Annotated in this window: 28 protein-coding genes; 8 read left to right on the top strand and 20 right to left on the bottom strand. The window is 67.0% G+C overall.

The genetic code is table 11. The features are described from left to right. Window positions 1-103: 103 nt before the first annotated feature. Genes mnmC through soxR form a run of 4 tightly spaced genes read right to left on the bottom strand, consistent with a single transcriptional unit; the run spans window position 104 to window position 3,105 of the window. Entirely contained in the window at window positions 104-1,795 is a 1,692-nt protein-coding gene (gene mnmC, locus KY496_RS21220) for an FAD-dependent 5-carboxymethylaminomethyl-2-thiouridine(34) oxidoreductase MnmC (RefSeq protein WP_229520327.1), read from the bottom strand. After that, the gene (locus KY496_RS21215) at window positions 1,768-2,334 is read right to left on the bottom strand and encodes a DNA-3-methyladenine glycosylase I (protein ID WP_219862291.1); all 567 of its coding nucleotides are present in this window, start codon (window positions 2,332-2,334) and stop codon (window positions 1,768-1,770) included. Before KY496_RS21215 ends, mnmC begins: the two co-directional genes overlap by 28 nt. Then, a complete protein-coding gene (locus KY496_RS21210) occupies window positions 2,331-2,594 on the bottom strand; it encodes an antitoxin Xre/MbcA/ParS toxin-binding domain-containing protein (RefSeq protein ID WP_219862289.1) in 264 nt (87 codons plus the stop codon). Before KY496_RS21210 ends, KY496_RS21215 begins: the two co-directional genes overlap by 4 nt. A 10-nt stretch (window positions 2,595-2,604) precedes the next feature. Beyond that, complete coding sequence (gene soxR / locus KY496_RS21205) at window positions 2,605-3,105, bottom strand: redox-sensitive transcriptional activator SoxR (RefSeq protein WP_071360639.1); 501 nt, start codon at window positions 3,103-3,105, stop codon at window positions 2,605-2,607. Window positions 3,106-3,174: 69 nt separating this feature from the next. On the opposite strand from soxR, the gene KY496_RS27480 reads away from it, so the two are divergent. Together KY496_RS27480 and KY496_RS21195 are read left to right on the top strand one after the other, a co-directional pair. Beyond that, a complete protein-coding gene (locus KY496_RS27480) occupies window positions 3,175-3,573 on the top strand; it encodes an antibiotic biosynthesis monooxygenase (RefSeq protein WP_370659791.1) in 399 nt (132 codons plus the stop codon). Window positions 3,574-3,923: 350 nt separating this feature from the next. Further along, window positions 3,924-4,181: a hypothetical protein gene (locus KY496_RS21195; protein ID WP_184238057.1), complete on the top strand. Its 258-nt coding sequence runs from the start codon at window positions 3,924-3,926 to the stop codon at window positions 4,179-4,181. A gap of 95 nt (window positions 4,182-4,276) precedes the next feature. Here the strand turns inward: KY496_RS21195 and KY496_RS21190 are convergent, their stop codons facing one another. Together KY496_RS21190 and KY496_RS21185 are read right to left on the bottom strand one after the other, a co-directional pair. Beyond that, entirely contained in the window at window positions 4,277-5,617 is a 1,341-nt protein-coding gene (locus tag KY496_RS21190) for an MFS transporter (protein ID WP_184238055.1), read from the bottom strand. Continuing rightward, complete coding sequence (locus tag KY496_RS21185) at window positions 5,614-5,787, bottom strand: hypothetical protein (protein ID WP_169331305.1); 174 nt, start codon at window positions 5,785-5,787, stop codon at window positions 5,614-5,616. The genes KY496_RS21190 and KY496_RS21185 overlap by 4 nt, the downstream gene beginning before the upstream one ends. On the opposite strand from KY496_RS21185, the gene KY496_RS21180 reads away from it, so the two are divergent. Next, entirely contained in the window at window positions 5,771-7,900 is a 2,130-nt protein-coding gene (locus KY496_RS21180; RefSeq protein WP_219862287.1) for an ATP-binding protein, read from the top strand. The genes KY496_RS21185 and KY496_RS21180 overlap by 17 nt on opposite strands. Then, window positions 7,897-8,508, top strand: coding sequence for a response regulator transcription factor (locus KY496_RS21175; protein ID WP_219862286.1), 612 nt, complete (start codon window positions 7,897-7,899; stop codon window positions 8,506-8,508). Before KY496_RS21180 ends, KY496_RS21175 begins: the two co-directional genes overlap by 4 nt. A gap of 4 nt (window positions 8,509-8,512) precedes the next feature. Here KY496_RS21175 and KY496_RS21170 read toward each other — a convergent pair whose 3' ends face one another. Beyond that, a complete protein-coding gene (locus KY496_RS21170) occupies window positions 8,513-10,027 on the bottom strand; it encodes a PLP-dependent aminotransferase family protein (protein WP_219862284.1) in 1,515 nt (504 codons plus the stop codon). A gap of 83 nt (window positions 10,028-10,110) precedes the next feature. On the opposite strand from KY496_RS21170, the gene KY496_RS21165 reads away from it, so the two are divergent. After that, on the top strand, window positions 10,111-10,686 hold the full coding sequence (locus tag KY496_RS21165; RefSeq protein WP_229520325.1) for an FMN-binding negative transcriptional regulator: 576 nt from the start codon (window positions 10,111-10,113) through the stop codon (window positions 10,684-10,686). A gap of 7 nt (window positions 10,687-10,693) precedes the next feature. Here KY496_RS21165 and KY496_RS21160 read toward each other — a convergent pair whose 3' ends face one another. The 3 genes from KY496_RS21160 to KY496_RS21150 all read right to left on the bottom strand — a co-directional run bounded on the left by KY496_RS21160 (window position 10,694) and on the right by KY496_RS21150 (window position 13,951). Continuing rightward, on the bottom strand, window positions 10,694-11,317 hold the full coding sequence (locus KY496_RS21160) for a DUF4142 domain-containing protein (RefSeq protein ID WP_005663188.1): 624 nt from the start codon (window positions 11,315-11,317) through the stop codon (window positions 10,694-10,696). A gap of 241 nt (window positions 11,318-11,558) precedes the next feature. Further along, on the bottom strand, window positions 11,559-13,217 hold the full coding sequence (locus tag KY496_RS21155; protein ID WP_219862282.1) for an acid phosphatase: 1,659 nt from the start codon (window positions 13,215-13,217) through the stop codon (window positions 11,559-11,561). A 263-nt stretch (window positions 13,218-13,480) separates the two neighbouring features. Continuing rightward, complete coding sequence (locus KY496_RS21150; protein ID WP_005663193.1) at window positions 13,481-13,951, bottom strand: GyrI-like domain-containing protein; 471 nt, start codon at window positions 13,949-13,951, stop codon at window positions 13,481-13,483. A 104-nt stretch (window positions 13,952-14,055) separates the two neighbouring features. Here KY496_RS21150 and KY496_RS21145 point away from each other — a divergent pair, with 104 nt between their 5' ends. Then, on the top strand, window positions 14,056-14,643 hold the full coding sequence (locus KY496_RS21145) for an O-methyltransferase (protein ID WP_005663197.1): 588 nt from the start codon (window positions 14,056-14,058) through the stop codon (window positions 14,641-14,643). 119 nt (window positions 14,644-14,762) lie between these two features. Continuing rightward, entirely contained in the window at window positions 14,763-15,392 is a 630-nt protein-coding gene (locus KY496_RS21140) for a head GIN domain-containing protein (RefSeq protein WP_184238044.1), read from the top strand. A gap of 48 nt (window positions 15,393-15,440) precedes the next feature. Here KY496_RS21140 and KY496_RS21135 read toward each other — a convergent pair whose 3' ends face one another. From KY496_RS21135 to KY496_RS21100, 8 genes are all read right to left on the bottom strand, one after another. After that, window positions 15,441-15,767 carry a DUF4326 domain-containing protein gene (locus KY496_RS21135; RefSeq protein ID WP_219862280.1) on the bottom strand — a complete coding sequence of 109 codons (327 nt, stop codon included), beginning with the start codon at window positions 15,765-15,767 and terminating at the stop codon, window positions 15,441-15,443. Between the two features lie 29 nt (window positions 15,768-15,796). Next, window positions 15,797-16,117: a helix-turn-helix transcriptional regulator gene (locus KY496_RS21130; protein WP_071360650.1), complete on the bottom strand. Its 321-nt coding sequence runs from the start codon at window positions 16,115-16,117 to the stop codon at window positions 15,797-15,799. A gap of 147 nt (window positions 16,118-16,264) precedes the next feature. Next, window positions 16,265-16,426, bottom strand: a complete 162-nt coding sequence (cydX, locus tag KY496_RS21125; RefSeq protein ID WP_005663204.1) for a cytochrome bd-I oxidase subunit CydX — start codon at window positions 16,424-16,426, stop codon at window positions 16,265-16,267. 24 nt (window positions 16,427-16,450) lie between these two features. Next, window positions 16,451-17,608, bottom strand: coding sequence for a cytochrome d ubiquinol oxidase subunit II (gene cydB, locus KY496_RS21120; RefSeq protein WP_219862279.1), 1,158 nt, complete (start codon window positions 17,606-17,608; stop codon window positions 16,451-16,453). A gap of 4 nt (window positions 17,609-17,612) precedes the next feature. Beyond that, a complete protein-coding gene (locus KY496_RS21115) occupies window positions 17,613-19,223 on the bottom strand; it encodes a cytochrome ubiquinol oxidase subunit I (protein ID WP_005663208.1) in 1,611 nt (536 codons plus the stop codon). Window positions 19,224-19,257: 34 nt separating this feature from the next. Further along, complete coding sequence (locus KY496_RS21110; protein ID WP_219862277.1) at window positions 19,258-20,934, bottom strand: amino acid ABC transporter ATP-binding/permease protein; 1,677 nt, start codon at window positions 20,932-20,934, stop codon at window positions 19,258-19,260. Further along, complete coding sequence (gene cydD, locus KY496_RS21105) at window positions 20,931-22,628, bottom strand: thiol reductant ABC exporter subunit CydD (RefSeq protein ID WP_219862275.1); 1,698 nt, start codon at window positions 22,626-22,628, stop codon at window positions 20,931-20,933. The genes KY496_RS21110 and cydD overlap by 4 nt, the downstream gene beginning before the upstream one ends. 55 nt (window positions 22,629-22,683) lie before the next feature. Further along, on the bottom strand, window positions 22,684-23,070 hold the full coding sequence (locus KY496_RS21100; protein ID WP_219862273.1) for a DUF2946 family protein: 387 nt from the start codon (window positions 23,068-23,070) through the stop codon (window positions 22,684-22,686). A gap of 261 nt (window positions 23,071-23,331) precedes the next feature. On the opposite strand from KY496_RS21100, the gene KY496_RS21095 reads away from it, so the two are divergent. Continuing rightward, on the top strand, window positions 23,332-23,895 hold the full coding sequence (locus KY496_RS21095) for a GbsR/MarR family transcriptional regulator (protein WP_040774875.1): 564 nt from the start codon (window positions 23,332-23,334) through the stop codon (window positions 23,893-23,895). A gap of 76 nt (window positions 23,896-23,971) precedes the next feature. Here the strand turns inward: KY496_RS21095 and KY496_RS21090 are convergent, their stop codons facing one another. Continuing rightward, entirely contained in the window at window positions 23,972-24,715 is a 744-nt protein-coding gene (locus KY496_RS21090; RefSeq protein WP_005663218.1) for an ABC transporter permease, read from the bottom strand. A 190-nt stretch (window positions 24,716-24,905) separates the two neighbouring features. After that, window positions 24,906-25,616, bottom strand: coding sequence for an ABC transporter ATP-binding protein (locus KY496_RS21085; RefSeq protein WP_219862271.1), 711 nt, complete (start codon window positions 25,614-25,616; stop codon window positions 24,906-24,908). Window positions 25,617-26,025 lie beyond the last annotated feature (409 nt).

Genomic DNA, 26,025 nt, shown 5'->3' with positions numbered 1-26,025 from the left:
GCCCTTTCGGCCAAAAGTTGCTACCAGTAAATTATACCCGCAGGCATTCGACAGTTTGGCCTTGCACGCCTATTCCGCGCGCACGTTTGCGGCGGCGCAACGCTCAAGGGCCGATATCCGCGGCATTCGGCGCAGGATGGCGACTGTTGCGCCGCGCGCGCAGCACGAAACGGGCCGGATCGAGCGCATCGACCAGGGCCATCTCGAGCGGCAGCGGTTCGCCTTCGAGCTGGGCCGCCAGCAGCTCGGCCGCCAGCGGCGCCCAGATCAGGCCGCGCGAGGCATAGCCCAGCAAGCCGTAAAGGCCCGGATGGCGCGGCACGTCGCGCAGGCGCTCGGTGGCGCCGGCGGCGGCGAAGTCCGGCAGGCGCCCGACCAGGGGCAGGCGGTCCGGCGCCACGCAGCGGAAACCCACCCTGCCCGCCAGCGGCGCGCCCTCGGCGGCGTGGGGATCGGACACCAGGCCGCGCAGGCGCGCCACGTTCTCTTCCTGGCTGGCGGCGCGCAATTGCGGATCGGCGTCCAGGTCATAGGTCGCGCCGGCGCAGGTGACGCCATTGGCGGACGGCGTCAGGTAGGCTTCGCGGCACAGCACCAGCGGCAGTTGCGGGGCGTGCTCCGGCGCCAGGTGCGTCACCTGCCCGCGCAGCGCCTGCAGCGGCAGCTCACGGGTCTGCACCATCTTGCGCGCGCCGGCGCCGCTGGCCAGCACCACGGTCGGCGCCTGGCCGATGACACTGCCATCGGCGCCGCGCGCCAGCCATTCGTCGTCGCCCCGCTCCAGCCGCACGTCACCGGCGCCGAAGCGCCGCGTCAAGCGATCGCCGCAGGACGCCAGCAGCGCCTCGCATACGCTGCCAGGGCGCGCCCAGCCGCCTTGCGGGAACAGCCAGCCGCCATCCGGCGCGGGCAGGCCGAGCAGCGTTTCGGCCTCCCGTGGTTCGAGCCAGCGCGCGAAGGCCGGCGGCAGCTTGCCGTCGCCGGCGATCGCGCGCGAGACGGCCGCATGGCCGGCATCGCGCGCCAGCTGCAGCACGCCGCACCCGTCGCCGTCGAAGGCGCGGCCGACGCCGCCCAGCTGCTCCCACAGGCGCAGCGCATACAGGTATGCCGCGCGGGTCAGGCGGGTCGGGATATTGTCGTCGCGCGAAAGCAGCGGCATGAAGATGCCGGCCAGGTTGCCCGACGCCTCCATCGCCACCTGCGGATGACGCTCGATCAGCGTGACCTGCCAGCCGCGCGCACACAGGCGCGCGGCCGCGGCGCAGCCGGCCACGCCGGCGCCCAGCACCAGCGCGCGCCGGTCAGGCTCGGGAGTCGACGGCAGGCGCGGCTTGCGGGTCGAGAAGGTCGCGGCGTCGCCATCGAAGACGAATCCCTGGGCGCTCAAGGCCGCGCGCTGTTCGCTATCGAGGCCCTGCGTTTCCAGCCGCGCGCCGAGGGCCGTCAGGCGCGCCAGCGGACGGACGAAGGCCACGCCCTGCGCGCCGTGCAGGCGGATGAAATCGGGATGCGCGTTCAGCTCGGCCAGCGCCATCTCGAGCGGCGCCGCCAGCAGGTCGAGCGTGACGCCATGATCGTCCTGGGGGATGCGGTGAAAGCCCGGCTGCAAGCTGTCGGTGAGCGCCACCACGTGCAGGTGCGCGGGCCGCTGGGGGTCGGCGCGCCAGGCCGCGACCAGCGCGGCGAAGCGGCTGCCGTCGCCATGGTCGCTGTCGAAGACGGTGTAGCGCGCGCGGCCGCGCCAGTGGTCCTGCATCCGCATGGTCAGCGGCGCCTGGTGCGGCAGTGGCATTCGCGGTCATGGTCGTCCACCATCCCGATGCCCTGCATATAGGCATAGACGATGGTCGAGCCGACGAACTTGAAGCCGCGCTTGGCGAGATCCTTCGAGATGCGGTCGGACAGCTCGGTGCGCGCCGGGCGGGCGTGGTCTAGCCAGTCGTTGACGATCGGCTTGCCGTCGACGAAGGCCCACAGGTAGTCGTCGAGCGTCAGTCCCTGCTCGCGCAGCGCGAGATAGGCCCTGGCGTTGGTGATCGCGGCGGCGACCTTCAGGCGGTTGCGCACGATGCCGGGGTTCAGCAACAGCGCGGCCTTCTTGTCGTCGTCGTAGGCGGCGATCTTTTCCGCATCCCAGCCGTCGAAGGCCGCGCGGTAGGTGTCGCGCTTGTTCAGGATGGTTTCCCACGACAGGCCGGCCTGCGCGCCTTCGAGGTTGAGCATCTCGAACAAGGTGTTCTCGTCGTGGCAGGGCACGCCCCACTCGTCGTCGTGGTAGGCGATGTAGCGCGGATTGGCCATATTCGCCCAGGAGCAGCGCTTGACCGTCATCGCGCCGCTCCCGGTTTCGCGCTGCGCAGGCAGGCCAGGACGTCGTCGGTGCGGTTATCCGCCACCAGTTCGGCCGGCGTGCGTCCGTCCAGCGCCGGCTGGGGCGCCTTCATCCAGGCGTCGGCGGCATCGTCGTTTCCGAGCACCTTGCGCGCCTCGTGCATGACGGCGTAATAAGCCTGCGCCTTGCGCGAATGGCCGTCGAAGCGCGCCTGCAGCGCGGCGATGGAATCGGGAGAAAGGCGGTCGGGATCGGTCATGGCGTCGCGGTCATGGCGTTGGTTTGCTGGTGGAAACGGCATCATACCCCGCCTCGGCCGGACGATCGAGGAACACGGCGCCGGCGCTGTCCGCGCCGAGCGCATCGGCGGGGTTGCGCAGCGGGCAATCGGCGAGGGAAAGGCAGCCGCAGCCGATGCAGGTGTCGAGTTCGTCGCGCAGGCGCTGCAGGCGCGCGATGCGCTCGTCGAGTTCCGCGCGCCAGCCGGCGCCGAGGACCCGCCATTCCTTTGCGCTGATCGTGCGCCCTTCCGGCAGCGCGGCCAGGTTTTCCCGGATCGTCTCGAGCGGGATCCCGGTGCGCTGCGCCACCTTGATGATGGCGATGTGGCGCAGCACTTCGCGCGCATAACGGCGCTGGTTGCCGTCGGTGCGCCAGCCCTTGATCAGGCCTTTCGATTCGTAGAAATGGATGGTGGAGACCGCCACGCCGCTGCGGCGCGCCACTTCGCCCACCGTCAGGGCTTTCTTGTCGGGATCGATCGTCGTCATTGCGCTTGACCTCAAGTTAAGTTGAGATTCTATACTTCTTCTCGCTCCCATTACAAGCAAGGAGAAAGTATGAGCAGGCAGATAGACGACATATCCACGAGCAGGACGTCATCCACTCGCGATCGGACGGCTTCGGCCACAGCCCGACAGGATGTCATGCACGCGATTTACTTTAAATGGAAAGTGGCTTCTGGTCGTGAGCGAGACTTCGAGCACGCCTGGCTGGAACTCACCGAACGCATACGCGATGAGCGCGGCGGACTGGGGTCGCGTTTGCATCGGTGCGCTGACGGCCATTATTTTGCGTATGCCCAATGGCCGTCCGAACTCGTATGGGCTACACAAGCCGAGCCTGATGCACGGATGGTCGAGTTGCGAAACCAGATGCGTGAATTCGCTGAACTTGTAGATGGCCCACTTCGGGGTGACGTCGTTGCCGACCTCCTGATATCGGTAGCTCCCGACTAAGGAAACACGCGGACGATCGCTTTCACAGGCGCCAGTGAACAGTTTGGGTCGGCTGCGGACGGTCGACTGCCATTGCCCGAAAGCCCTGCAGGCTCCGTTTTGCTTGTAGCCGAAGCATGCGGCCGTATAACTCGATTCCGCGACACCATTGAAATAGTTTAGAAAATCACCAGTTTGGTGCTGTACGGCCACAGGCATTCGCATGGCAAGAGGTGACCATGCGATCGAAAATGTACGCAATCAAGGCGCAGACCTGGCTAAACATCCGGCCCATGATGTTCGTCTGTTTGCCCCGCGTGAGCGGCGAGCCGGTCTATACGCTACAGCACGCAAACGAAAGTGATCTTTAAGTGGATAACGAAAACAATGAGCCTTCCTCGCGTGCGAGTCTTGAGCCACAGGGTTGGAAAGACCGATATCGCTGGCTCGGCGTAGTGATAATGGCTGCGTTTGCAGGCTTCGCGCCGGTACCACCACCACCGAAACCACCACAAGAACTATCTGAATATGCGCAGATTGCCGAGGATCCAGATGGGCTGAAGTTGGATCCTGACCTCTATTTTTTGCAAAAGGAGCTTGATAAGGGTGAATCAAGCATAGATGCGTAACGATTGCGCATCAGGGAATGGACGCCGCCACCAGTCTTGCAGCCCGCATCTCGGGCGCGCCAATCCCGATACCAGGACTGGCGCCTTTTTACGGCTCAATGCCCGCGCAATTCCGCGTCGATCTTCGAATGCGCCGCCGTATCGCGCATGAACCAGCACACGATCAAGGTGCAGGCAATCACGCCGGTGACATACCAGTAGAACCCCGATTCCAGGTTCACCGACTTGAACCACAACCCGACGTACTCGGCCGTGCCACCAAAGATCGACACTGCGAACGCATACGGCACGCCGACGCCGGTGGCGCGGATCGAGGCCGGGAACATCTCGGCCTTCACCAGCGCGTTGATCGAGGTGTAGCCCGAAACGATGATCCACGCGCAGGCGATCAGTCCAAACGCTTCCCACGGCCCGCTGGCGTGGCGGATCGCCGTCAGCAGGGGCACGGTGAAGATCGTGCCGAGCAGCGCGAAGCCCACCAGCAGCGGACGACGACCGATGCGGTCCGACAGCGCGCCGTACAGCGGCTGCAGGCACATGGCGAACAGCAGCGAGGCCGCCGAGACGGCGGTCGTTTGCGCGTCGGTCAGGCCCACCGACAGGCGCAGGAACTTCTGCATGTAGACGGTGTAGACGTAGAACGCCAGGGTGCCGCCCATGGTCAGGCCGACCACCAGCAGCACTTCCTTCGGATGCTGCGCCAGCTGCTTCAGGCCGCCCATCGGCTTGGCCTTCTTGCGCGCCTTCTCGAACGAATCGGTCTCCGGCATATCGTGACGCATCATCAGGGCGATCAGGGCCAGCAAGGCGCCGCACACGAAGGGGATGCGCCAGCCCCAGTCACGCAGCTGGGCGTCGGTGAGCAGGAAATGCTGCAGCACCAGCAGCAGCACCAGGGCCAGCAGCTGGCCGCCGATCAGGGTCACGTACTGGAAGCTGGCGTAAAAGCCGCGCCGCTTCGAGTCCGCCATCTCCGACAGGTAAGTCGCGCTGGCGCCGTACTCGCCGCCCAGGCTCAGGCCTTGCAGCAGGCGCGCCAGCAGCAGGATGCAGGGCGACAGGATGCCGGCGGTGGCATAGGTCGGCGCGCAGGCGATCAAGAGCGAGCCGGCGCACATCAGCAGCACCGACGCCATCAGGGCCACCTTGCGGCCGTGACGGTCGCCCAGGTGGCCGAACAGGATGCCGCCGATCGGGCGCACGAAGAAGCCCAGGGCGAAGATACCGGCGGTCGACATCATCTGGGCAGTGGGGTCCTGGGCCGGGAAGAAGGAATTGGCGAAGTACAGGGCGAACGCCGCGTAGCAGTAAAAGTCGAACCACTCGACCAGGTTGCCGGCCGAGCCGACGAAGATGGCGCGCAGGCGCGCGCCGGAAATAGGTTCGGCGGCCACCGGCTTGGCGCCGGCGACCGGATTGCTGATGGTTGTTGTCATTGGGTGTCTCCTCGATCAGAGATCTCATTGTCGGCACCGGTAGAAGCCGGCACATCCGCAATATTGGCGCGCGCTCCTCCGTAAAAATACGGAGAAGCCGGCGCGACGTTCATACAGCTGCTATCGTTGGCGCTTTTGGCCAGGGACTCTTCGATGTCATCCTTGTTCAAGCGACATCTCTGGCGCAAGCTGCTCGCCGTCGCGGGCGCGCTGGCCCTGATCTTCGCCGCCGGCTGGTTCGCCGAGCAGCGCGAGCTGCAGGCCAAGATGGAGGCGCTGCACCAGGCGACGGCCGCGCACGTGCTGGGCCTGCGCGGCCTGGTGGAAAAGCATGACTTTTTGCCGCATGCGGCGGCGCGCCATCCCGACGTGCACCACCTGCTGCAGGCGCCGCACGACGCCGCCCTGCAGGCGCGCGTGAATGCCTATTTCGCCGACCTGCAGACGACGACCGGCGCCACCGCGCTGTTCCTGATCGATCGCACAGGCCTGACCATCGCCTCCAGCAACTGGAACCTGCCATCGAGCTTCGTCGGCGAATCCTACCGCCAGCGTCCTTATTTCGAAGATGCGGTGGAGGGCCGCCGCGGGCTGTTCTTCGGCCTGGGCCTGACCACCGGCCAGGCCGGCCTGTTCATCGCGGAGCCGGTCCGCAGCGGCAGCGACGTGATCGGCGTCATGGTCGTCAAGATCAGCCTCGACCAGCTGGAGCAGACGTGGCGCCATGGCGCCAATCCGGTGGTCCTCAGGGACAGCCGCGGCGTGGTGTTCCTGAGCGGCGTGCCCGAATGGCTGTTCAAGAGCGTCGGGCCGGTATCCGCGCTGGACGCGGCCTGGATCGCGGACCACGGCCAGTACGGCGCGCGGCGCCGCTTCGACGTCCTGCCCTGGACGGTCCGGGTACGCGACGACGTGCCGGGCTTCGTCCTCAGGACCAGCACCGGCGGGCGGGCGCGCGACTATCTCGCGCTGGATACGCCCTTGCCCGGCCTGGGCTGGACCCTGACGGTCCTTGAAGACATGCGCGAGGTGCGCGAGGCGCGGCGCCTGGCGCTCGCGCTGGGCACGCTGGCGATGGCCCTGCTGCTGCTCGCCGTACTGTACTGGCGCCTGCGCGAGCGGCGCTATGCCGAGCAGCAGTCGGCCCGGGTCGAGCTCGAGCACCGGGTCGAGGAGCGCACCCGCGACCTCCAGCAGGAATACGCTTTCCGCAAGGCGATGGAGGATTCCCTGCTGGTCGGCATGCGCGCGCGCGACCCGGAGGGCAAGATCATCTACGTCAACCCCGCCTTTTGCGCCATGGTCGGCTACAGTCCGGGCGAATTGCTCGGTTGCCGGCCGCCGTATCCGTACTGGCATCCGGACGACCTCGAAAAACACGAGCGGGACAGCGACGACGCCCTGCTCGGACGCGCCGCGCCGCACGGCTTCGAATCGCGCATCCGCCACAAGGACGGGCACGACGTGCTCACCATGGTGTACACGGCGCCCCTGATCGACGCCGACGGCGTGCACCGCGGGTGGATGAGTTCGATCGTGGACATCACCGCGCAAAAGCAGGCCGAGGCGCGCCAGCGCGACCAGGAACTGCGCCTGCAGCGCAGCGCGCGCCTGGCCAGCGCCGGCGAGATGGCCTCGACCCTGGCCCACGAGCTCAATCAGCCCCTGATGGCGCTGTCCAACTTCGCAATCGCTTCGCGCGCCCTCGCCGCCAGGGGTGACGCCGCCATGCTGACCGGCGCGCTCGACGACATCGTCGAGCAATCGCGGCGCGCGAGCGAGATCGTCAAGCGCGTGCGCGCCATGATCAACCCGCAGCGCGCCGACTACGCCACCCTCGTCATCGGCGCCGTGATCGACCACGTCGAAGCGCTGCTCAGGCCCGAGCTGAGCGGCCAGGGCGTGCTGCTGCGTGTGATGCTGGAAGACCCCGCAGTGAAAGTGCGCGGCGACCAGGTCCTGCTCGAGCAGGTGCTGGTCAACCTGATCCACAATGCGGCCCAGGCCATGCTCGACCAGCCGCGCCATCGCCGCCGCATCGTGCTGGCCACGTGCCGTGTCGCGCAAGGTGTACGCATCTCCGTCAGCGACCAGGGGCCGGGCATCCCGCCGGAGCAACTGGAACAAATCTTCGCCCCCTTCTTCACCACCAAGCCCGACGGCCTTGGCCTGGGCCTGAACATCTGCCGCACCATCATCGAAGCCCATGGCGGTTCGATGATGGTCGCGAATGACGCGGATGGCGGCGCCGCGTTCTCATTCATCCTTCCCATAGTCCCATGAAAGATTCACCACTGACCCCGCCACTGACCCTCTATGTCGTCGACGACGACGAAGCCCTGCGCCGCTCGATGCTTCTCCTGCTGTTCTCGCAGGGGCTGGCGGTGCAGGCCTTCGAGTCCGGCGAAGCCTTCCTCGAAGCCGTCGACCCGAGCCAGCCGGGCTGCGTGATCCTCGACCTGCGCATGGGCGGCATGAGCGGCCTGGCCGTGTTCGAGCGCCTGCGCGCCGAGCACAGTCCGCTCGTGACGGTGTTCCTGTCCGGGCACGGCGACATCCCCATGGCCCTCGAGGCGGTACGCAGCGGCGCCTGGGACTGGGTGGCCAAGCCGGACACCCAGCAATTGCTGGACAAGCTGCCCGACGCCATCATGGAGGCCCGCGCGCGCGGCCACGCGGCGCGGCTGTGGGAAGAGTTGACGCCACGCGAGCGCGAGGTCGCGCGCCTGGTAGGCCTGGGGCAGCCCAACAAGGAGATCGCGCGGGTGCTGGTGCCGCCCTGCGGCCCGCGCTCGGTCGAGACCCACCGCGCCAACATCTTCCACAAGCTGGGATGCGCCAACGACAACGAGCTCGGAAGGTGGCTGGCGGCCTACCCCTGGCTTCGATAGGTGCTCATTTGCGCGGCCACTGATCCTCGATCACCCGCACCAGCGCCTCGACGCCCTGCCGGATCGCCTCCGGCTTCACCGCCGAAAAGCCGAGCAGCAGGCCGGGCGCCACCGCGCAGGCGGGCGTGGCGGCGGCGTTCGCGTAATACCCGAGCGGGCGCAGCTCGATGCCGGCTTCCAGGGCTGCCTGCGCCACGCGCGCTTCATCCGGGATGCGCCCCTTGCGGTCCGGCCTGAAATGCGTGCACAGGTCGAGCCCCACGTCGGCCGGCCCGCAGGCCAGGCGCTCGCCGAGCCGGTGTTCCAGCGCCGCCATCAGGACCGCGCGCCGTTCGGCATACGCCTCGCGCGTGCGCCGGATATGGCGCATGAAGTGTCCTTCGGCGATGAAGTCGGCCAGCACCGCCTGCGGCAGCATGGCGTGGTGCATGTCGACCACCGCCTTGGCGCGCGCCAGCGGCTCGGCCAGCGCCGGCGGCGCCACCACATAGCCCAGGCGCAGCGCCGGGAACAGCACCTTCGACAGGGTGCCGACGTAGACCACGCAGCCGGCGCGGTCCAGGCTCTGCATCGAGGCCAGCGGCGCTCCGGTGTAGCGGTATTCGCTGTCGTAGTCGTCCTCGATCACCCAGGCGCGCCTGGCCTCGGCCCAGCGCAGCAGCTCCAGCCTGCGCGCCAGACTCATGGTCGCGCCCAGCGGCAGCTGGTGCGACGGCGTCGCGAACACCATGCGCGCATCGGGATAGTGGCGCGCGCCGTAGGCCACGTCCATGCCCTCGCTCGTCACCGGCACCGTGCGGATGCGCGCGCCGGCCACCAGCATCGGCGCGCAGGCGCCCTGGTAGCCGGGCGACTCGACCCAGACTTCGTCGCCCGGCGCCAGCAGCAATTGCGTCAGCAGGTACAGCGCCTGTTGCGAGCCCGAGGTGATGACGATCTGCTCCGGCGTGCAGACCACGCCGCGCGAGGCGCGCAGGTAGGCGCACAGCAGTTCGCGCAGCGGGGCGTAGCCGTTGGCGGGGCCATAGCCAAGGTAGGGACCATGATCGGGGCCGCGCTGCGCATGGCGCAGGTGGCGCGCTTCGAGCTTGCGCCACAGGTCGAAGGGGAACAGGTCCAGGCCCGGCATGCTGGGGCGGAAGGCGCGCACCGGGCCCTCGTAGAGACGGCGCGTTCCCATGGCTTCCGCCAGCGCCGCGCCGCGCTTCGGCAGCGCGCGCAGCAGCCCCGGCGCTGCCGGCGCCTGGCGCGCCAGCGGCAGGGCTTCGTCGACGAAGGTGCCCTGCCCCACGCCGCCGCGCAGATAACCTTCGCTGGTGAGCTGGTCGTAGGCCGCCAGCACGGTCTGGCGCGACACGCCGAGCTGGCGGCACAGGTCGCGCGTGGCCGGCAGGCGCGCGCCGGGCGCCAGCGCGCCGTGCAGGATCGCCTCCTTCAGGCGGGCATACAACTGGCGAAACAGCGGCACGTCGCTGCTGCGATCGAGCGACGCGCTGGCGATCAGGTCATGGACGTGCATGGCGGACGGCGAAGAATTGGACTGCCCATCTTCCATGGAATTGGCTATTTCAGCAAGCCAAAGACCGATCTACGATGAGGGCCTTGATCGTTATCCTGGAGAGCGTCTGGATGTACTGCCCTGCCCGTTTCACGCAATCCGAATCCGCCCCGATGCACGCCCTGGTCGCCGACCATCCGCTGGGCATGCTGGTCACGCAGCAGGGCGGCATGCCGGATGCCGATCACCTGCCGTTCGAACTGGTGGTCGAGGAAGGCGTGCTGCGCGCCCACGTGGCGCGCGGCAATCCGGTGTGGCGGCGCGCCGGGCAGCGGGTGCTGGTGGTGTTTCGCGGGCCGTCCGGTTATGCGACGCCGGACCGCATCGAAAAAGCCGGGAATGGGGGCCGGGTGGTGCCGACCTGGACCTACAACGTCGTGCACGTGCACGGTACGCTGCGCGCGATCGACGATCGGGACTGGCTGCGCGCGCTGGTCGAGCGCCAGACCGACCATCAGGAGGCGGCGCTGCCGGATCCGTGGTCGGTCGACGATGCGCCAACCGACTACACGGCCAGGCTGCTGGCCGCCATCGTGGGCATCGAGATCGTCATCGACCGCATCGAGGGCAAGTGGAAAAGCGAGCCGCCGCCGCGGGTGGCAACGGCCCAGCTCGCTTGAGAACTGCTTAGTGGCTGGAACCGGTATGGCCCGCGCCCGAGCTGCCGGTGCTGCTCGACTTGCCTTGCGCCAGCTGCTCTGCATGCTTCAGGTGTTCCTGGACGACCGGGATCATCTTGTCGACCTGGCCCTTGACTTCCGGATCCTTGGCGCCCTTCGAAGCCGCCTGCAGCTTGGTCAGCGTTTCCTTGTGGGCGCCGACGCCGCCCTGCTTGACGTAGGCCTTGTCGAAGGCGTCGCCGCTCATTTTCTCGAGCTTGGCCGACATGGCCTTGTGCTTGGCGTCGAGCTCGGTCGGCAGGGTCACGCCCTTCGACTGGGCCAGGGTCTGCACCTCGGTCAGCGCCTTGCCGTGGTCGTCGACCATTTTCTGCGCGAAGGCCTTCACCTCGGCGTTCTGGCTCTTGCTTTGCGCCAGCTTGCCCATTTCGACTTCGGCCATGTTCGACATGCCCATGTCCATGATCGCCTTGCGGTCGGCGCTGGTCAGCTTGGCGTCGCTGCTGGCGGTGGCGGCAGTGCTGCTGGCGCCCGATTGCTGGCTGGTCTGTGCCTGCGCGCCGACCGCACCGAACATGGCCGCCGCGACCGAGACGGCCATCAGGCGCTTGAGGATCTGATTCTTTTGCATGTTGCTCTCCTGTCTGAAATAGAAGGGGCTATGCACCGGCACGATGCCGGCGCCCTGGCCTGATTGTTGTAGTCGGATCGCCCGCCTCATCAATGCAAAATCCATTGATTGTCAACGAAACAATCTCGAGTCTGCCGAGTGTATCGCCGCGTGTTCAAGACCAGCGCGCGTTAGCCGACAAGCAATTTCAGAACAAAAAAGCCAGCCCGGACAGGCTGGCTTTCGAGGAAAGCAGCTGCGATCAGCGGAAGCTGAGCGTCGCCGTCAGGTCGCCCGGCGGGCGCGCGCCGCGCGCTTCGAAGGCGGCATTGCGGGAGGCCAGGCCCTCGAGCAGCGGCAGGCCGTGCAGGCGCGTGATGAAGCGCAGGATCGAGGTCGTGTCGTAGAAATTGTGGTCGACCGCGCCGCGCTTGGCGTGCGGCGACACCACGATCGCCGGGATGCGCGAGCCCGGACCCCAGCGGTCGCCCTGCGGCGGCGCCACGTGGTCCCACCAGCCGCCGTTCTCGTCGAAAGTGATCACCACCACCATGTCCTTCCACTGCGGCGACTTCTTCAGGTGCTCGATGATGTTGGCCACGTGGGCGTCACCCGACTCGATGTCGGAGTAACCTGCATGCAGGTTCAGGTTGCCCTGCGGCTTGTAGAAGGCCACCGCCGGCAGCTTGCCGGCGACGATGTCGGCGATGAACTTGTTGGAGATCGGGCTGTCGCCCAGGCCGCCGTCGCGCAGGTGTTCCGCGCGTTCTTTCGTGCCCGGCGCGAACTGCTTGAAGTAATTGAACGGCTGGTGGTGGTACTGGAAGTTCGGGCGCTCGCCGGCGCCGCGGCCGTCGAGCGCCGCCTGCATGCCGCCGCCGTACCAGGCCCAGCTCACGCCCTTCCTCGACAGCAGGTGGCCGATCGTGTCATAGGTCTGCGGCGGCAGGGTCGACGCGTCAAGCGGGTCGGCGTGCAGCGGGTCGCCGTCGAAGGCCGGCCGCACCCAGCTCGGCTGGTACGGCGGCGCCATCGTGTTGACGGCGTAGCCGTCGGGCGTCATCGCGCCGTTGCGCACGAACTTCGGCTTGCCGTCCAGCGCCGAGGCCGGCGAATCGGGGGCCAGCGCCAGGCGCACGCCCTGCGGGCCGTCTTCCAGCACCGCGATCTTGTTCTTCGCCGCCGTCTCGGCCGCATTGAAGTATTCCGGCACGCGGCCGCTGATCAGGAACTGGTGGTTCAGGTAGGAGCCGCCGAAAGCCGCCATGAAGAAGTTGTCGCACAGGGTGAATTCGCGCGCGATCTGGTACAGGCCCAGGTTCCTGGAGGTCTCGCCGTAATAACCCATCACCATGCCGCCGGCGTCGGACCAGGCGGCAAAGCCGTCGTTGCGGCCGCCATTGATCTGCATCTGGTTGTGATAGAACTGGTGCACCAGGTCGCGTGTGATGACGCCTTCCGGCAGCGGCTTGCCCTCGGCATCGGTGAGCTTGTACGGCGCGTTCGGCAGGTTGGCGGACTGGGCTTCGGTGGTGATGTAGTCCTTGCCGCCGATGTTCTGGCGGCCCGGCACCACGCCGCCCCAGGCCTTCGGCAAGGTCGGCAGGATCGAACCATCGCGGTCGCGCTGCTGGACGCTGGCTGCCGGCACGCTCGCCAGCGGCACGGCCAGGCCGGGGAAGTCGGCGAACAGGTTGTTGAAGCTTCGGTTTTCCAGGTAGATCACGACCACGTTCTTGACGTGGGCGCGCAGCTTGGCGTCGAGCGAACCCTTGGCAACAGGCTTCGCAGGGGCTGCGACCGCATTCGTCACACCGGGCAAGGTGGCGGCGCCGACCGCGGCGGCGGCCTGGAAGATGCGCCTGCGCGCGGGATTGTCTGGCTGGATGGACGCTTCGGGTCCCTGGTCTCGATCGTGCACGAATTGCTCCTATTGCTGTCGGCGTGGCAGCCGCAAAGGAAGTATTATCCGCGCAATTTACAATTAGAAACAATCAGAAACAAATAAAGTGTGATTCGTCAAAGAGCCGTCACATTTTATAGGCACAATGCAAGTGCTCCTAGGGAAGGGCACTCGGCGGTGCAAACCGCCCTACCGGCGCCGGCGGTCGGGAAACATACCGGCACCAATTTCTTGAATGCAGGCCCACATGTGTGGGCCTGCATTTTTTCTTGCTTCCTGCTTCAGCCGTATAACGGAACCAGGATGTCGTAGGCATTGTCTGGACGCGCATCGTCGTCGACCGTCGGCGTATAGCGGCGGTCGTAGCGCTCCAGGCGGATGCCGTCCTCGTCTTCTTCCATGCCCAGCTGTTCCATGGTCGCGATGCCGGTGACGGTGCTGGCCTGGGCGTGCACCATGGGCCCGCGATGGGTCATCAGGGCGTAGCGGCGTTCCGGGATGCGGATGCCGATCATGCCGGGAGGGAGGTTGTTCAGGTCTGCGACTTCGACGGCGATGCACTCGAGTTTCACGCCGCCATATTGCGGCATGCGGACGCCATAGTGCAGGCCATCGGTCTTGCCCAGTTCCCCCTCGCGGGCGAGGAAGGATTTCCAGATTGCTGGCAACTCCGTTTCCAGAACCGAGGCGGGCCCTGCGACAGGCAGCCCGGCGAGCTTCATTTCAGGTAGTGTAACGGTTGAGATGTGCATGATAGTGGCTTGCTGATGGACGAAAAGATTATAGCCTTATCTCTTCGACAAGATTAGCATCCACGCAATCGTGCGGATCGATTTCTCGTGTCAAAAGGAGAACAATGTTGCCTACCTCACTCAAAGCCCTGCTGAAAGAGCTCGAAACCCTCGGCGTCAATCATGACGCGGCCCCCGCCAACCGTGCGCGCCGCCTGCTCAACATCACCCACGACACCGGCGAATTCCTGGCCGTGCTGGTGCGCGCCATGGGCGCCCGCCGCGTCCTCGAGATCGGCACCTCGAACGGCTATTCCACCTTGTGGCTGGCCGACGCCGCGCAAGGCATCAACGGCAGCGTCACGACGGTCGAGCTGTCGGCCGACAAGGTCGCGATGGCGCGCGAGAATTTTGCGCGCGCGTGTTTACAGGATCGCATCGTGCAGGTCGAAGGCCAGGCGGCCGACTTCCTGGCCAGCAGCGCCGACGAATCGTTCGACTTGATTTTCCTGGATTCCGAACGCAGCGCCTACCTCGGCTGGCTGCCGCAGATCGAACGCATCCTGCGTCCGGGCGGGCTGATAGTGGTCGACAACGCCACGTCGCACGCCCAGGAACTGGCGCCCTTCATGCAGGCGCTGCGCTGCGCGTCCGGCTGGAGCACCAGCCTGGTCCCGGTCGGCAAGGGCGAGTTCCTGGCGACGAAGCATTGATTTCGCTTGGTTCCGACCCTCGTGCAGTTCAGGCACGGTTTTGTGCAGTCCATCGCACGGGGCGCGCCAGGTAAAGACGCGCTCCCTAGAATGGCCTCATCAACTTACCGGAGACCACCATGAAACGCGCAGCCATCGCCGCCCTTCTCGCCCTTGCTTCCCTGTCGGCCCAGGCCGCCGAGCAGGTGCGCAACGTCACGCCGTTCAAGACCATCGATGCGCGCGGCCCGGTCAGCCTGGTGGTCGAGGTGGGCAAGACCCATTCGGTACGGGTCGAAGGCAACCAGAAATTCATCGAGCGCGTCACGACCGAGGTCGTGAACGGCGAGCTGCGCCTGGGCTTCGAGGACAAGAACACGAACAACATCAATATCAAGGACGGCGAGCGGGTCGTCGTCACCATGCCCGAGCTCGCCAGCTTCCGCGGCGAAGGCGCCGGCTTGATGGTCCTGAATAACGTTCGTGGCGAACACTTCGACGTCAACTACCGCGGCGCCGGCAGCCTGCAGATGAACGGCCGCGTGGGCCACCTGCGCCTGAACGCCGAGGGCGTGGGCGAAGTGGTGGCCAAGGACCTGGTGGCCCAGGATGCCGACGTGACGTTCCGCGGCATCGGCGAAGTGTCGGTGCACGCCAAGAACCGGCTCAACGCCAGCGTGCAGGGCCTGGGCAACCTCACTTACTACGGCAAGCCGCAGTCGGTCAGCCGTTCGGTGTCGGGCATCGGCAACGTGACCGCCGCGAAATAAGGCGGCACAATCAGTCCAGCAGGGTTGGCAGCTACGCTGCCGACGCGGCTAGCCGTTGACCAGTTCAAGTAACACCTGCGCATGGCATGGCCCGTCGAGCCGGCACCAGCAAGCCAGGTTGTGTCCGCGCAGGATGCTCTGCGCCTCTTGCGCCAGCTGGCGGCCGTCAGGATCGTCGCTCAGCCAGCGGCGGTAGGCCGCCACCGCCTCTTCCACCGTGGGCATCGCCACGTAGCGCCCGACCGGCGTGCCCGGCGCCACATCGGGCAGCACCGAAAATGGATTGCCCCAGCGGCCCGGACGCGCCACCGAAATCGTGTTCGGCGGCATGCGCCAGCCTTTCTTGCGACTGAGTTGCACGCGGTGTGGCGTCATTGGCTTTCCTCATGATTGGCTCGAAGCCATCATACCGGGGCCAGGCGCTCCTGCATCGACTGCGCGCCAGCGCTGCCGCAAGTGGACGCGAGGAACTCCATCAAGCGCTGCAGGGTCTCCAGGCGCGCCGCATAGATGATGTAGCGGCCCTGCTGGCGCGGCGACACCAGGCCGGCATGGGTCAGCTCCTTCAAATGGAAAGACAATGACGAGGCCGGCATTTCGAGGGCGGCGGCGATATTGCTGGCGGACTGGCCCTGGGGACCGGCCTGCACCAGCAGGCGGAAGGCGGCGAAGCGCGATTCCTGGGCGAGCGCGGCAAGCGCCGCGATGGCGAGATTGGTTTGCATGCGAACAGTACTCTTTCGATTCAAGGGCCAGCGCATCGATGCTGGAGCCACGGTTCGAATACTGTCGAAAGACTTTGACAAGGTGATGACAATCGGTGGCGAAAAGCGCACGCCTGGGCCTTCGCAGGCCCCGGCGCGCGCCGTCCGTCAGGCGCGCTTGCGCAATGCCTCCTGCACCGGCTCGGCAACCGGCAGCACCGACGGATTCTTCTGCCTGGCGGCATCGTCCATCAGTTCATACCACATCGCGTTCAGCACGCCGAACGCCGCTGCCAGCGGCAGTCCCAACAACCAGGCGAAATACCACATGATCGGTTTCCTTTCTTTCTTCGATTAGTAGGCGTGGCCCTTGCCATCGCGGATCTCGGTCGGATTCACCTTGCCCCACAGGACCTTGTAGACCCAGCTGGTGTAGCCGATGATCAGCGGCAGGAAGATGCAGGTAGAGACCAGCATGATGAACAGGGTCAGGTGGCTCGACGACGAATCCCACACCGTCAGGCTGGCCTGCGGCTGGATCGACGACGGCAGGATGAAGGGGAACATCGAGGCGCCCACGCTCAGCACGATGCCGGCGATCGACAGGCTCGAGGTCAGCATCGCCACGCCTTCCTTGCGCTTGAGCAGCGCCAGGTACGTCAGCAGCGCGCCGACGATGCCGGCGCCTGGGGCCAGCTGGGTCCACGGATGGGCCGCATAGTTGGCGAACCAGGCGCCGGCGACATTCGCCTGCACGGTCTTGAACAGCGGGTTCGATGGACCGGTCGTCACCAGCTCGCCCGTGACGCGGTAGCCGTCGACCACGTTCCACAGCAGCACGCCGGCCACGGCGTACAGCACCACGGTGGCGAGCGCCGCGCGGATGCCCCAGGCGCGCGAACGGCTGGCCACCAGGCCATCGGTCTTGAGCACCAGCCAGGCCGCGCCATGCATCACCAGCATCGCCACCGACACCAGGCCGCACAGCAGCGCGAACGGGTTGAGCAGGCCGAAGAAGCCGCCTTCATAGAAAATCTGCATGTCGGGTTCGATACGGAACGGCACGCCCTGCAGCACATTGCCCATGGCGACGCCGAAGATCAGCGCCGGCACGAAGCCGCCGACGAACAGGGCCCAGTCCCAGGCCGCGCGCCATTGGGTGCTGTCTCGCTTGCTGCGGTACTTGAAGCCGACCGGACGCAGGATCAGCGCCAGCAGCACGGCCGCCATGGCGAGATAGAAGCCCGAGAACGAGACCGCGTACAGCTGCGGCCAGGCGGCGAAGATGGCGCCGCCGCCCAGCACCAGCCAGACCTGGTTGCCTTCCCACACGGGGCCGACGGTGTTGATGACGACGCGCCGTTCGAGGTCGGTCTTGGCCACGAAAGGCAGCAGGGCGCCGGTGCCGAGGTCGAAGCCGTCGGTCACGGCGAAGGCGAGCAGCAGGACGCCCAGCAGCACCCACCAGATGACACGCAGGGTGTCGTAGTCCAGAAGCATGTGAAGAATCATGTTTTTACTCCGCAGTGATCATTGGCGCAGTGCGCATCGCCGGCGTGGCGCCGACCAGGGGGCTGTGGCTGCCCGGGGCGTGTTCGGTCTCGAGCTCGGGGCCTTTCCTGATCGCCTTGAGCATCAGCTTCATCTCGACCACGATCAGGATCGAATACAGCACCACGAAGCCGAGCAAGGTGGCCAGCACGGTCTGGATGCCGATGTTCGACACCGCGACCGCGGTCGGCAGCACGCCTTCGACGGCCCACGGCTGGCGGCCCAGTTCGGCCACGATCCAGCCGGCTTCGGCGGCGATCCACGGCAGCGGGATCGACCACACGGCCACCTTCAGCAGCCATGGATACGCGTCCAGGCGGCGCCGCGCCGACAGCCAGAAGAACACGGCAGTGAGCACGATGAAATAGATGCCGAGGCCGACCATCACGCGGAACGACCAGAACAGCGGCGCCACTTGCGGCACGGTGTCGTTGGCGGCCTGCCTGATCTGCGCCTCGGTGGCCTGGCGCGGATCGTCGACGTAACGCTTGAGCAGCAGCGCATAGCCCAGCACCTTGCTGTTCTCTTCGAACTTCGCCTGCAGCTCGGCCGGCACCGGGCCCTTGCCGCCGAGCGCGCGGATCTGCTCCAGCGCGTCATAGGCCAGGATGCCCTGGCGCACGCGCACCTCGGCCAGCTTGACCAGGTCGTTGATGCCCGGGATCTCGCTGGAGATCGAACGGGTGCCGATCAGGCCCATGACCCAGGGGATGTGGATCGCGTAATGGGTCTCGCGCGCCGCCTGATCCGGGAAGCCCACCGCGGTGAAGGCGGCCGGCGCCGGCTGGGTGTCCCACATGGCTTCGATCGCGGCCAGCTTCATGTGCTGGTGCTCGGTGGCCAGGTAGCCGCTTTCGTCGCCCAGCACCACCACCGACAGCGAGGCGGCCAGGCCGAACGAGGCGGCCACCGTCATCGAGCGCTTGGCCAGCTCGGCATGACGGCCCTTGAGCAGATACCAGCTCGATACGCCGAGCACGAACAGCGCGGCGACCACGTAGCCGGCCGACACCGTGTGCACGAACTTGGCCTGCGCCACCGGATTGGCCAGCACCGCGCCGAAATCCGTCACCTCCATGCGCATGGTCTGCGGATTGAGCGACGCGCCGACCGGGTTCTGCATCCAGCCGTTGGCGATCAGGATCCACAGCGCCGAAAAGTTGGTGCCGATGGCGGTCAGCCAGGTCACGACCAGGTGCTGCACCTTCGACAGGCGGTCCCACCCGAAGAAGAACAGGCCGACGAAGGTCGCTTCGAGGAAGAACGCCATCAGGCCTTCGATGGCCAGCGGCGCGCCGAACACGTCGCCGACGTAGTGGCTGTAATAGCTCCAGTTCATCCCGAACTGGAACTCCATCACCAGGCCGGTGGACACGCCGATGGCGAAGTTAATCCCGAACAGCACGCCCCAGAACTTGGTCATCTGGCGCCAGATCGGGCGGCCGGTCATCACGTACACGGTTTCCATGATGGCGATGACCATCGACAGCCCCAGTGTCAGGGGTACGAACAAAAAGTGGTACAGCGCCGTGAGGGCGAACTGTAGTCGGGAGAGCCCGACGACGTCGAGATCCATGGTGAATCCTTTCTTATTAGTGAATCAATGGTGTTTAGTCGTGGCGCAGCGCCAGCAGCGCTGCGTCGAATCCTCGTGTCCCGCGCCGGTGGTCGGCGACCAGGCGCCCTTCCCGCATCACCAGCAGCCGATCGGCAAGCGCGGCCTCGCGCCGCAGATGGGTGGCCAGCAGCACGGTGCGGCCGTGCGCATGACGCGCCAGGCGCGCCAGCACGTCGGCGGCGGTGGCGGCGTCGAGCGCCTCGGTCGGCTCGTCCAGCAGCCAGAAATCGGCCCGGCGCAGCAGCAGCCGCGCCAGCGCCAGGCGCCGCGACTGCCCGCCCGACAGGCCCAGGCCGCCCTCGCCCAGCGGCGTGTCCAGGCCGCGCGCCAGCATGCGCACGTCGACCTCGAGCCCGGCGGCGCGCAGCGCGTCCCACAATTGCTCGTCGCCCGCCTGCGGATCGGCCAGGCGCAGGTTGTCGCGCAGGCTGTCCTGGAACAGTTCGGTGCGCTGGGTCAGCCAGGTGGCGGGGAGCGCCCTCACCTGCCCGGCGCGCGGCGCCAGTTCGCCGGCGACGAGTCCCAGCAAGGTCGACTTGCCGGCGCCGCTGCCGCCGACCACGGCAACCCGCTCGCCGCGTGCGATGCGCAGGCTGACCTCGTGCAGCGCTGCGCCCTCGCGGCCCGGATGCACGACGCTGGCGTCGCACAGCAGCAGCGCTTCGTCGTCGCCCGGTGTGCCGACGGCGATGGCGTCATCGGCTTCCTGTTGCAGCCGGGGGCCGACGCGGCGCGCCGCCAGCCAGCTGCGGCCGGCCTCGATGGCGCCGCGACGCATCGCGGCGAACGGTTCCAGCGCGGCCAGCGCGATCAGCAAGGCCAGCGCCGCCGCCGGCGCGCTCGCTCCCAACGCAGCTACCGCCAGCAAGGTCGCCGCCACGGTCAGGTGGCCGCCGACCGCATAGGTCCAGCCGGCGCCGGTCTCGAGCCGGTGCAGCGCAGCGTCGGCGCGCGCCAGCTTGTCGTCGACCTGCGCCAGGCGCGCGCACTGGGCCGGCAGGCGGCCGGCCATGGCCAGATCGGTCTGGCCGGCGACCAGGTCGATCGCCTGGGCCCGCAGCCGTTCCAGCGCGCGCGCCCGGCGCAGCGCCAGCGGACGGGCAAGACGCGCGACAAGGGCAGCCACACCCCAGCCGAAGGCCAGCAACCAGGCGAACATCGCCAGCCCGAGGCGCCAGTCGAGGTTGGCCAGCACCACGCCGGCCAGCAGCGCCGCGCCGAGGGCGGCGCTGGCCGGCACGACCAGGCGCAAATAGATCGATTCGAGCGCGTCGATGTCGCCGGTCAGCCGGAACAGCAGGCGCGCGGGACGGCGCAGCAAGGCGCGCGCCGCTTGCGGACCGGCCCAGCCGCGAAACAGCCGTTCGCGCAGCGCGGCCAACACGCCCAGGGTGGCGTCGTGGGTCACCATGCGCTCGGCGTAGCGGCCGAAGGTGCGGCCCAGCGCCAGCAGGCGGATCGCGGCGCTCGGCACGAAGACATTGAACATGACCATGCCGCCCGCCAGGCCGGCCAGCGCAGTGGCGGTGATGAACCAGCCCGAGGTGCCCAGCAGCGCCATCCCGGCCAGCACCACCAGGGTGGACAGGAAGGCGCCCAGCGCCAGGCGGCGCCCGCCCGTTTTCAGGAACAGGACAAGGACCGGTTGCAGGTCGTGACGAGGTTTCATGCCGCGCTCCGTTTGGTGAATGGTTCGCCGATGCGCACCACGCGCTTCATGCGCGCGGCCAGGGCCAGGTCGTGGGTGGCGACGATCAGGGTGCGGCCCTGGGCCAGCGTTACCAGCGCGTCGATCACGCCGGCGGCGGTGTCGCGGTCGAGGTGGGCGGTGGGTTCGTCGGCCAGCAGCAGGCCGGCATGCGGCGCGCACACCGCGCGCGCCAGCGCCAGGCGCACCAGCTCGCCGCCCGACAGGCCGAGACCGCCCTCGCCCAGGCTGGCGCCCGGTGTGGCATGGCCCACGTGGCCCAGGCCGGCGCGGCGCACGGCGGCGCCGACCGCCTCGCTGTCGATGCCGTCGCGCTCGAGAGAGACATTGGCGCGCACCGAGCCCGAAAACACGTGCGGCTTCTGGCCGATCCAGGCCATGCGGGCGCGCAGGTCGGCCGCCGACTGCGCATCGAGTTGCACGCCGCCGATGCGCACCGCGCCGCCATTGGCGGGCGCAAGGCCGGCGATGACCGACAGCAGCGTGGTCTTGCCGCTGCCGCTGGGGCCGACCAGGGCCACGTGCTCGCCGGCGCGGACGTACAGGTCCTCGCCATCGAACAGCGGCGCTTCGCCGGGATGCTGGAATACCAGACCTTCAATATCGACCGACGGCGCGACCGACGGCGCGACCGATGCGCGGCCGGCGCGCAGCTTGCACTGCGGCGCCAGCGCACCTGGCAGCGCCAGGCCGGCGTGCTGCAGCTGCTCGAGTTCCTTCAACGCTGCCTCGCCCGAGGCCTTGTCGTGCCACACGGCGGCCAGTTCGCGCAGCGGCTCGAAGAAGGCGGGCGCCAGCAGCAGGATGAACAGGCCTTCGGCCAGGGAGAGGCGCACGCCCCAGCTTCCGGGACCGATCTCGCCCAGCAAGTGGAAGCCGACATAGACGGCGACCAGCGCCACGCCCAGCGCCGAGAACAGTTCCAGCGCGGTGGAAGACAGGAAGGCGATGCGCAGCACGCGCATGGTGCTGGCGCGCACGCTTTCGGCGGTATCACGCACGCGCTGCGCGGTGGCGTCCACTGCTCGAAGCGTGCGCAGCGTCGACAGGCCGCGCAGGCGGTCGAGCAGGAAGCCACTCATGCCGCCGATGACTTGCAGCTGCGCTTCGCTGGCGGCCTTGGCGCGCCAGCCGATGACGGCCATGAAGACCGGGATCAGGGGCGCGGCCAGCACCAGGATCAGGGCGGCGCTCCACGAGAGATAAAGGACGACGAGCGCGATCGCGGGCGGCGCCAGCATCGTGCGCATGCGCGCCGGCTGGTAGCGCACCAGCCAGGGCAGCACGGCTTCGGCCTGCTCGGCCAGTGCGCTGGCGGCGCGGCCGCTGGCCAGGCGTTCGCGGTCGAGGGGCGAGCGCAACGCCAGGGCCTGCGCCGCCTTGCTGCGTAGCAGCGCCAGGTGCAGGCGCGAAGCCGCGAACAGGCGGCGCGCGCCCCAGGCTTCGCTGCTGGCGCGCAGCACGCCCAGCGCCAGGAAGCCGCAGGCCGGCGCCAGCATGTCCGCCAGGCCGGCGCCATGGGCCAGCTGCTGCACGGCATGGGCCAGCAGGGCCGCCTGTGGAATCCACAGCAGCGCCGCCGCGCTCATCACGAAGGTGGCGCTGCGGGTGGATGGGACGAGCGTGGCCGGGCCACGGCCTTGACGGCGAAGCATGGTGGTTCTCCAGACGATTGAGGGGGGCGGCGGCTGGCCGCGCGGTGAAACCGGGTCAGGCGGCCAGTGGCGGCGCCCTGCTGCGGTGGTCGCTGAGGAAGGTCGAAGCAGGCCGCAGCGCCGGCCCGTGGGGGCGCAGGATGCGTGCAAGCGGGGCGTCCAGCAGCACCGGGCTGCCCGGAGGATGGGCAATGATGGCCAGGTCGTCCTGCGACAGCCAGGCCGGGCAATGCATGCCGGGGTGGACGGCCTCGTCGCCGGCGGCACCGGCGGTATCGAGGTCCAGCGCCACCAGCCTGGCGCCGACCGACAGGCAGACATCGATCCAGGTCTTGCCCTGATGGGTCGTCAGGTTCGATGCAAGAGACGGTGCAAGCATGCCCCACAGGATCGCCAGGGCGGCGAGCCAGAGGATGATGGAGCGGTTGCGTTGCGCGTTCATGGTGTTCAGTCCTGCGGTGAAGCAGATGCCTTGATCTACGTTATTTCTGACTTACGCCAAACTTTCTAAACATTCTGAATTTTCAGAAGTTAGTGAAATTATGCACTGAAACTTCAAGTTTGTCTGGAAAGGAGAGTGACTTTGTCGGGAATTACTCATGGATTAACAACCTCCTGCACCACGATGGTGAAGGCAGTCCGTGTGCGTGTCGTGGGACCGTGGGATAATCCACCTTTCAAAAGCATCGAAAAGTTCTCAACCATGACGCCACTCGTCCAAACATTCGTGAGTCACTTCGGTGAGATGGGCAGCCGCTGGGGCATCAACCGCACGGTGGGGCAGATCTATGCCCTGCTCTTCGTCACCGAAGAACAATTGCACGCCGACGACATCGGCGAGAAGCTCGGCATCTCGCGCTCCAACGTCAGCATCGGCCTGAAAGAACTGCAGTCCTGGGGCCTGGTGCGCCTGTCGCGCATCCCCGGCGACCGGCGCGAGTATTTCACCTCGCTCGGCGACGTCTGGGAAATCTTCCGCGTGGTCGCGGCCGAACGGCGCCGGCGCGAAGTGGCCCCGACCCTGTCGGTGCTGCGCGAATCACTGATGGCCAACGCCAATACACCCGAAGACCAGTTCGCCCAGGAGCGCATGCGCGAGATGCACGAGCTGGTCGACCTGGCCAACAACTGGTTCGACGACCTGCAGCGCCTGTCGCCCGAGTCGATGTCGCAGCTCATGAAAATGGGCTCCAAGGTGCAGAAGCTGCTGTCGGCCAAGGACCGCCTGTTCGGCGCGGCGGCGGCCAAGGAAGCAAGGGACGAATAGCGCGGGAGAGGTACGGTCGATGTCGTATCGAACTGCAGCGTGCGCTCGGCACGGGGCCTGATGGTCTCTGCCGGTATCAGGCGGGCTGGCGCCGTCGCCCGGCCCACCAGACACTCAGCGCAAACAAGGCGACGCCGCCGGAGAGGCCGAATGTCAGCGCCGTGTCGCGTAATTCCAGGTCGCCGCCGTTAGACGCCATGATGGGATAACTCCACGGGAAGAGGCGCCAGTATTCGGAACTGCCGAGCTGGATGATGCCCATCGTGGCGCACACGCCCACCGCCAGCGGCAAGACGATGTTCTGGCTTGCCCAGCTCAGGGAATGCTGGAGGACGAGTATCGGCAGGCTGGCCAGCAACGCCGCCAGGAGGGCGCCGGCCATCGACCATGCGGGCTGGACCAGTACATTGCCATCCGATAGCAGCGCGGCTGCACCGGTTGCCAGCAGCAGCAAGGAACAATGGGCGATCGCCAGCATCGCCAGCGCCAGGAGCAGCTTGGCCACGTACAGCTGGCGCGCGCTGACCGGCAGCGTGAGCATCAGACGCCAACCATGCTGGCGGTGTTCGGCGCCGTTGACGAGGGCCGTGCACAGCGCCAGATAAAGCGGCAACATGAAGTAGCACCACAATGCCCGGTTGCCCATCCAGAAGCTGCTCCAGGCGGCGGGACTGATACCGTCCCACCCGGCTTGACGCAACAGCATGCCGGTATTGAGCAGCACGACCATCAGCGGGCAGGCCAGCATGACCATCAGCGCCAGCGATCGGCGCGCCTTGAGTATTTCAAGCCGGAACAACGTCAAGAGCATCGCTAGCATCTTTCTCGAAGGTCAATTCATGAAACCAGTGCTCCAGCGTCGGTCTATGGAATACGGACTGGTACAGCGTGATCCCTTCCCTGACCAGGACTGCGTTCAGCTTCGCGCTGTCATGGGCGTCGATCGGCGTCACATCGACGCGACGCGCGTCAATGACGCGCGCCGGATATCCGTGACGGACCAACACAGCCTAGGCACCGGGGCTGTCGCCCACTTCCAGCGTCAGGCTTCCGGTCTGGCTTGCCGCGAGTTGTCGCACCGATCCCTGGTGAACCACCTGGCCCCCGTGCAGCACGGCCACATGCGTGGCGATTTTTTCCACCTCGTCGAGCTGGTGGCTGGACAGGAACACCGTGCAGCCGGTTTGCGCAGGTAGACTGGCCAGCAATTTTCGGATATCCCGCATGCCTTGCGGATCCAGGCCGTTGCCTGGCTCGTCCAATATCAGCAGGCGCGGTTGGCCGAGCATCGCATGGGCCAGCGCCAGTCGTTGGCGCATGCCAAGCGAATAGCCGGCGATGCGCTCGCCAGCGCTGGCAGCAAGGCTGACGACCTCGAGTACGCGCGCGCTTTCGGTACGGGGCAAGCCCTTGATGCGGCGCCCAATCTCGAGAAATTCTTTCGCCGTCAGGTTGGGATAGAGCGCAGGCGAGTCGACCATGCAGCCGACATCGCGCAACACAGCCGAGCGCTCCACATCGATGGCGCGACCGAGAATGCGCACCGAGCCGCTGTCAGCTGCCAGGAGCCCGGTCAGAATACGAATCGTGGTCGATTTGCCTGCCCCATTATTACCCAGGAAAGCGAACACGCTCCCGGCAGGGACCTGCAGAGAGAGTTGACGTAATACGTTGCGCTGTCCCAGCCGTTTGTCGACCCCGACCAGTTCGATGACGTTCATGCGGTGCAGGCTTGCGCGGCGGTAGTAGGGTGCTCGGTAGTCAATGGAGGATGACGGTAATTGTTGTTCAATCGTGATATCCGCGAGGTTGTCCGGTATCGCAGGCTGGTGTCGCAGGCTGGCGTCGCGGACTTGCCTGCAATTGGTACGGCATTCGCCGCCCCCCCCGGCGCCCGGCGCCACCGTGGACCCGCCCGCAGAGGGTGCATCTGTCCGGTGCCAGGCCACGACCGCACCGGCTGTTTCGTGAATGCTTCCCCCTGGGACCTTATCGCCCTCGCATGCCGGAAGACACTATCAAATATGACAGGATGTTTGATCAGCGAGCTTAGGCAAACTCCTGAGGCGCATTGTCTTCTCGCGAGAGGGCGCGTCAGTACGTCGTGACAGCGCGCGCTGATAGCCGTGC

Origin of the sequence: Massilia sp. NP310 (assembly GCF_019443485.1) — a bacterium.
GTDB classification, from domain to species: domain Bacteria; phylum Pseudomonadota; class Gammaproteobacteria; order Burkholderiales; family Burkholderiaceae_D; genus Telluria; species Telluria timonae.
Note: the sequence above shows the minus strand (reverse complement) of the source record. Positions and strands in the feature narration are given on the sequence as shown.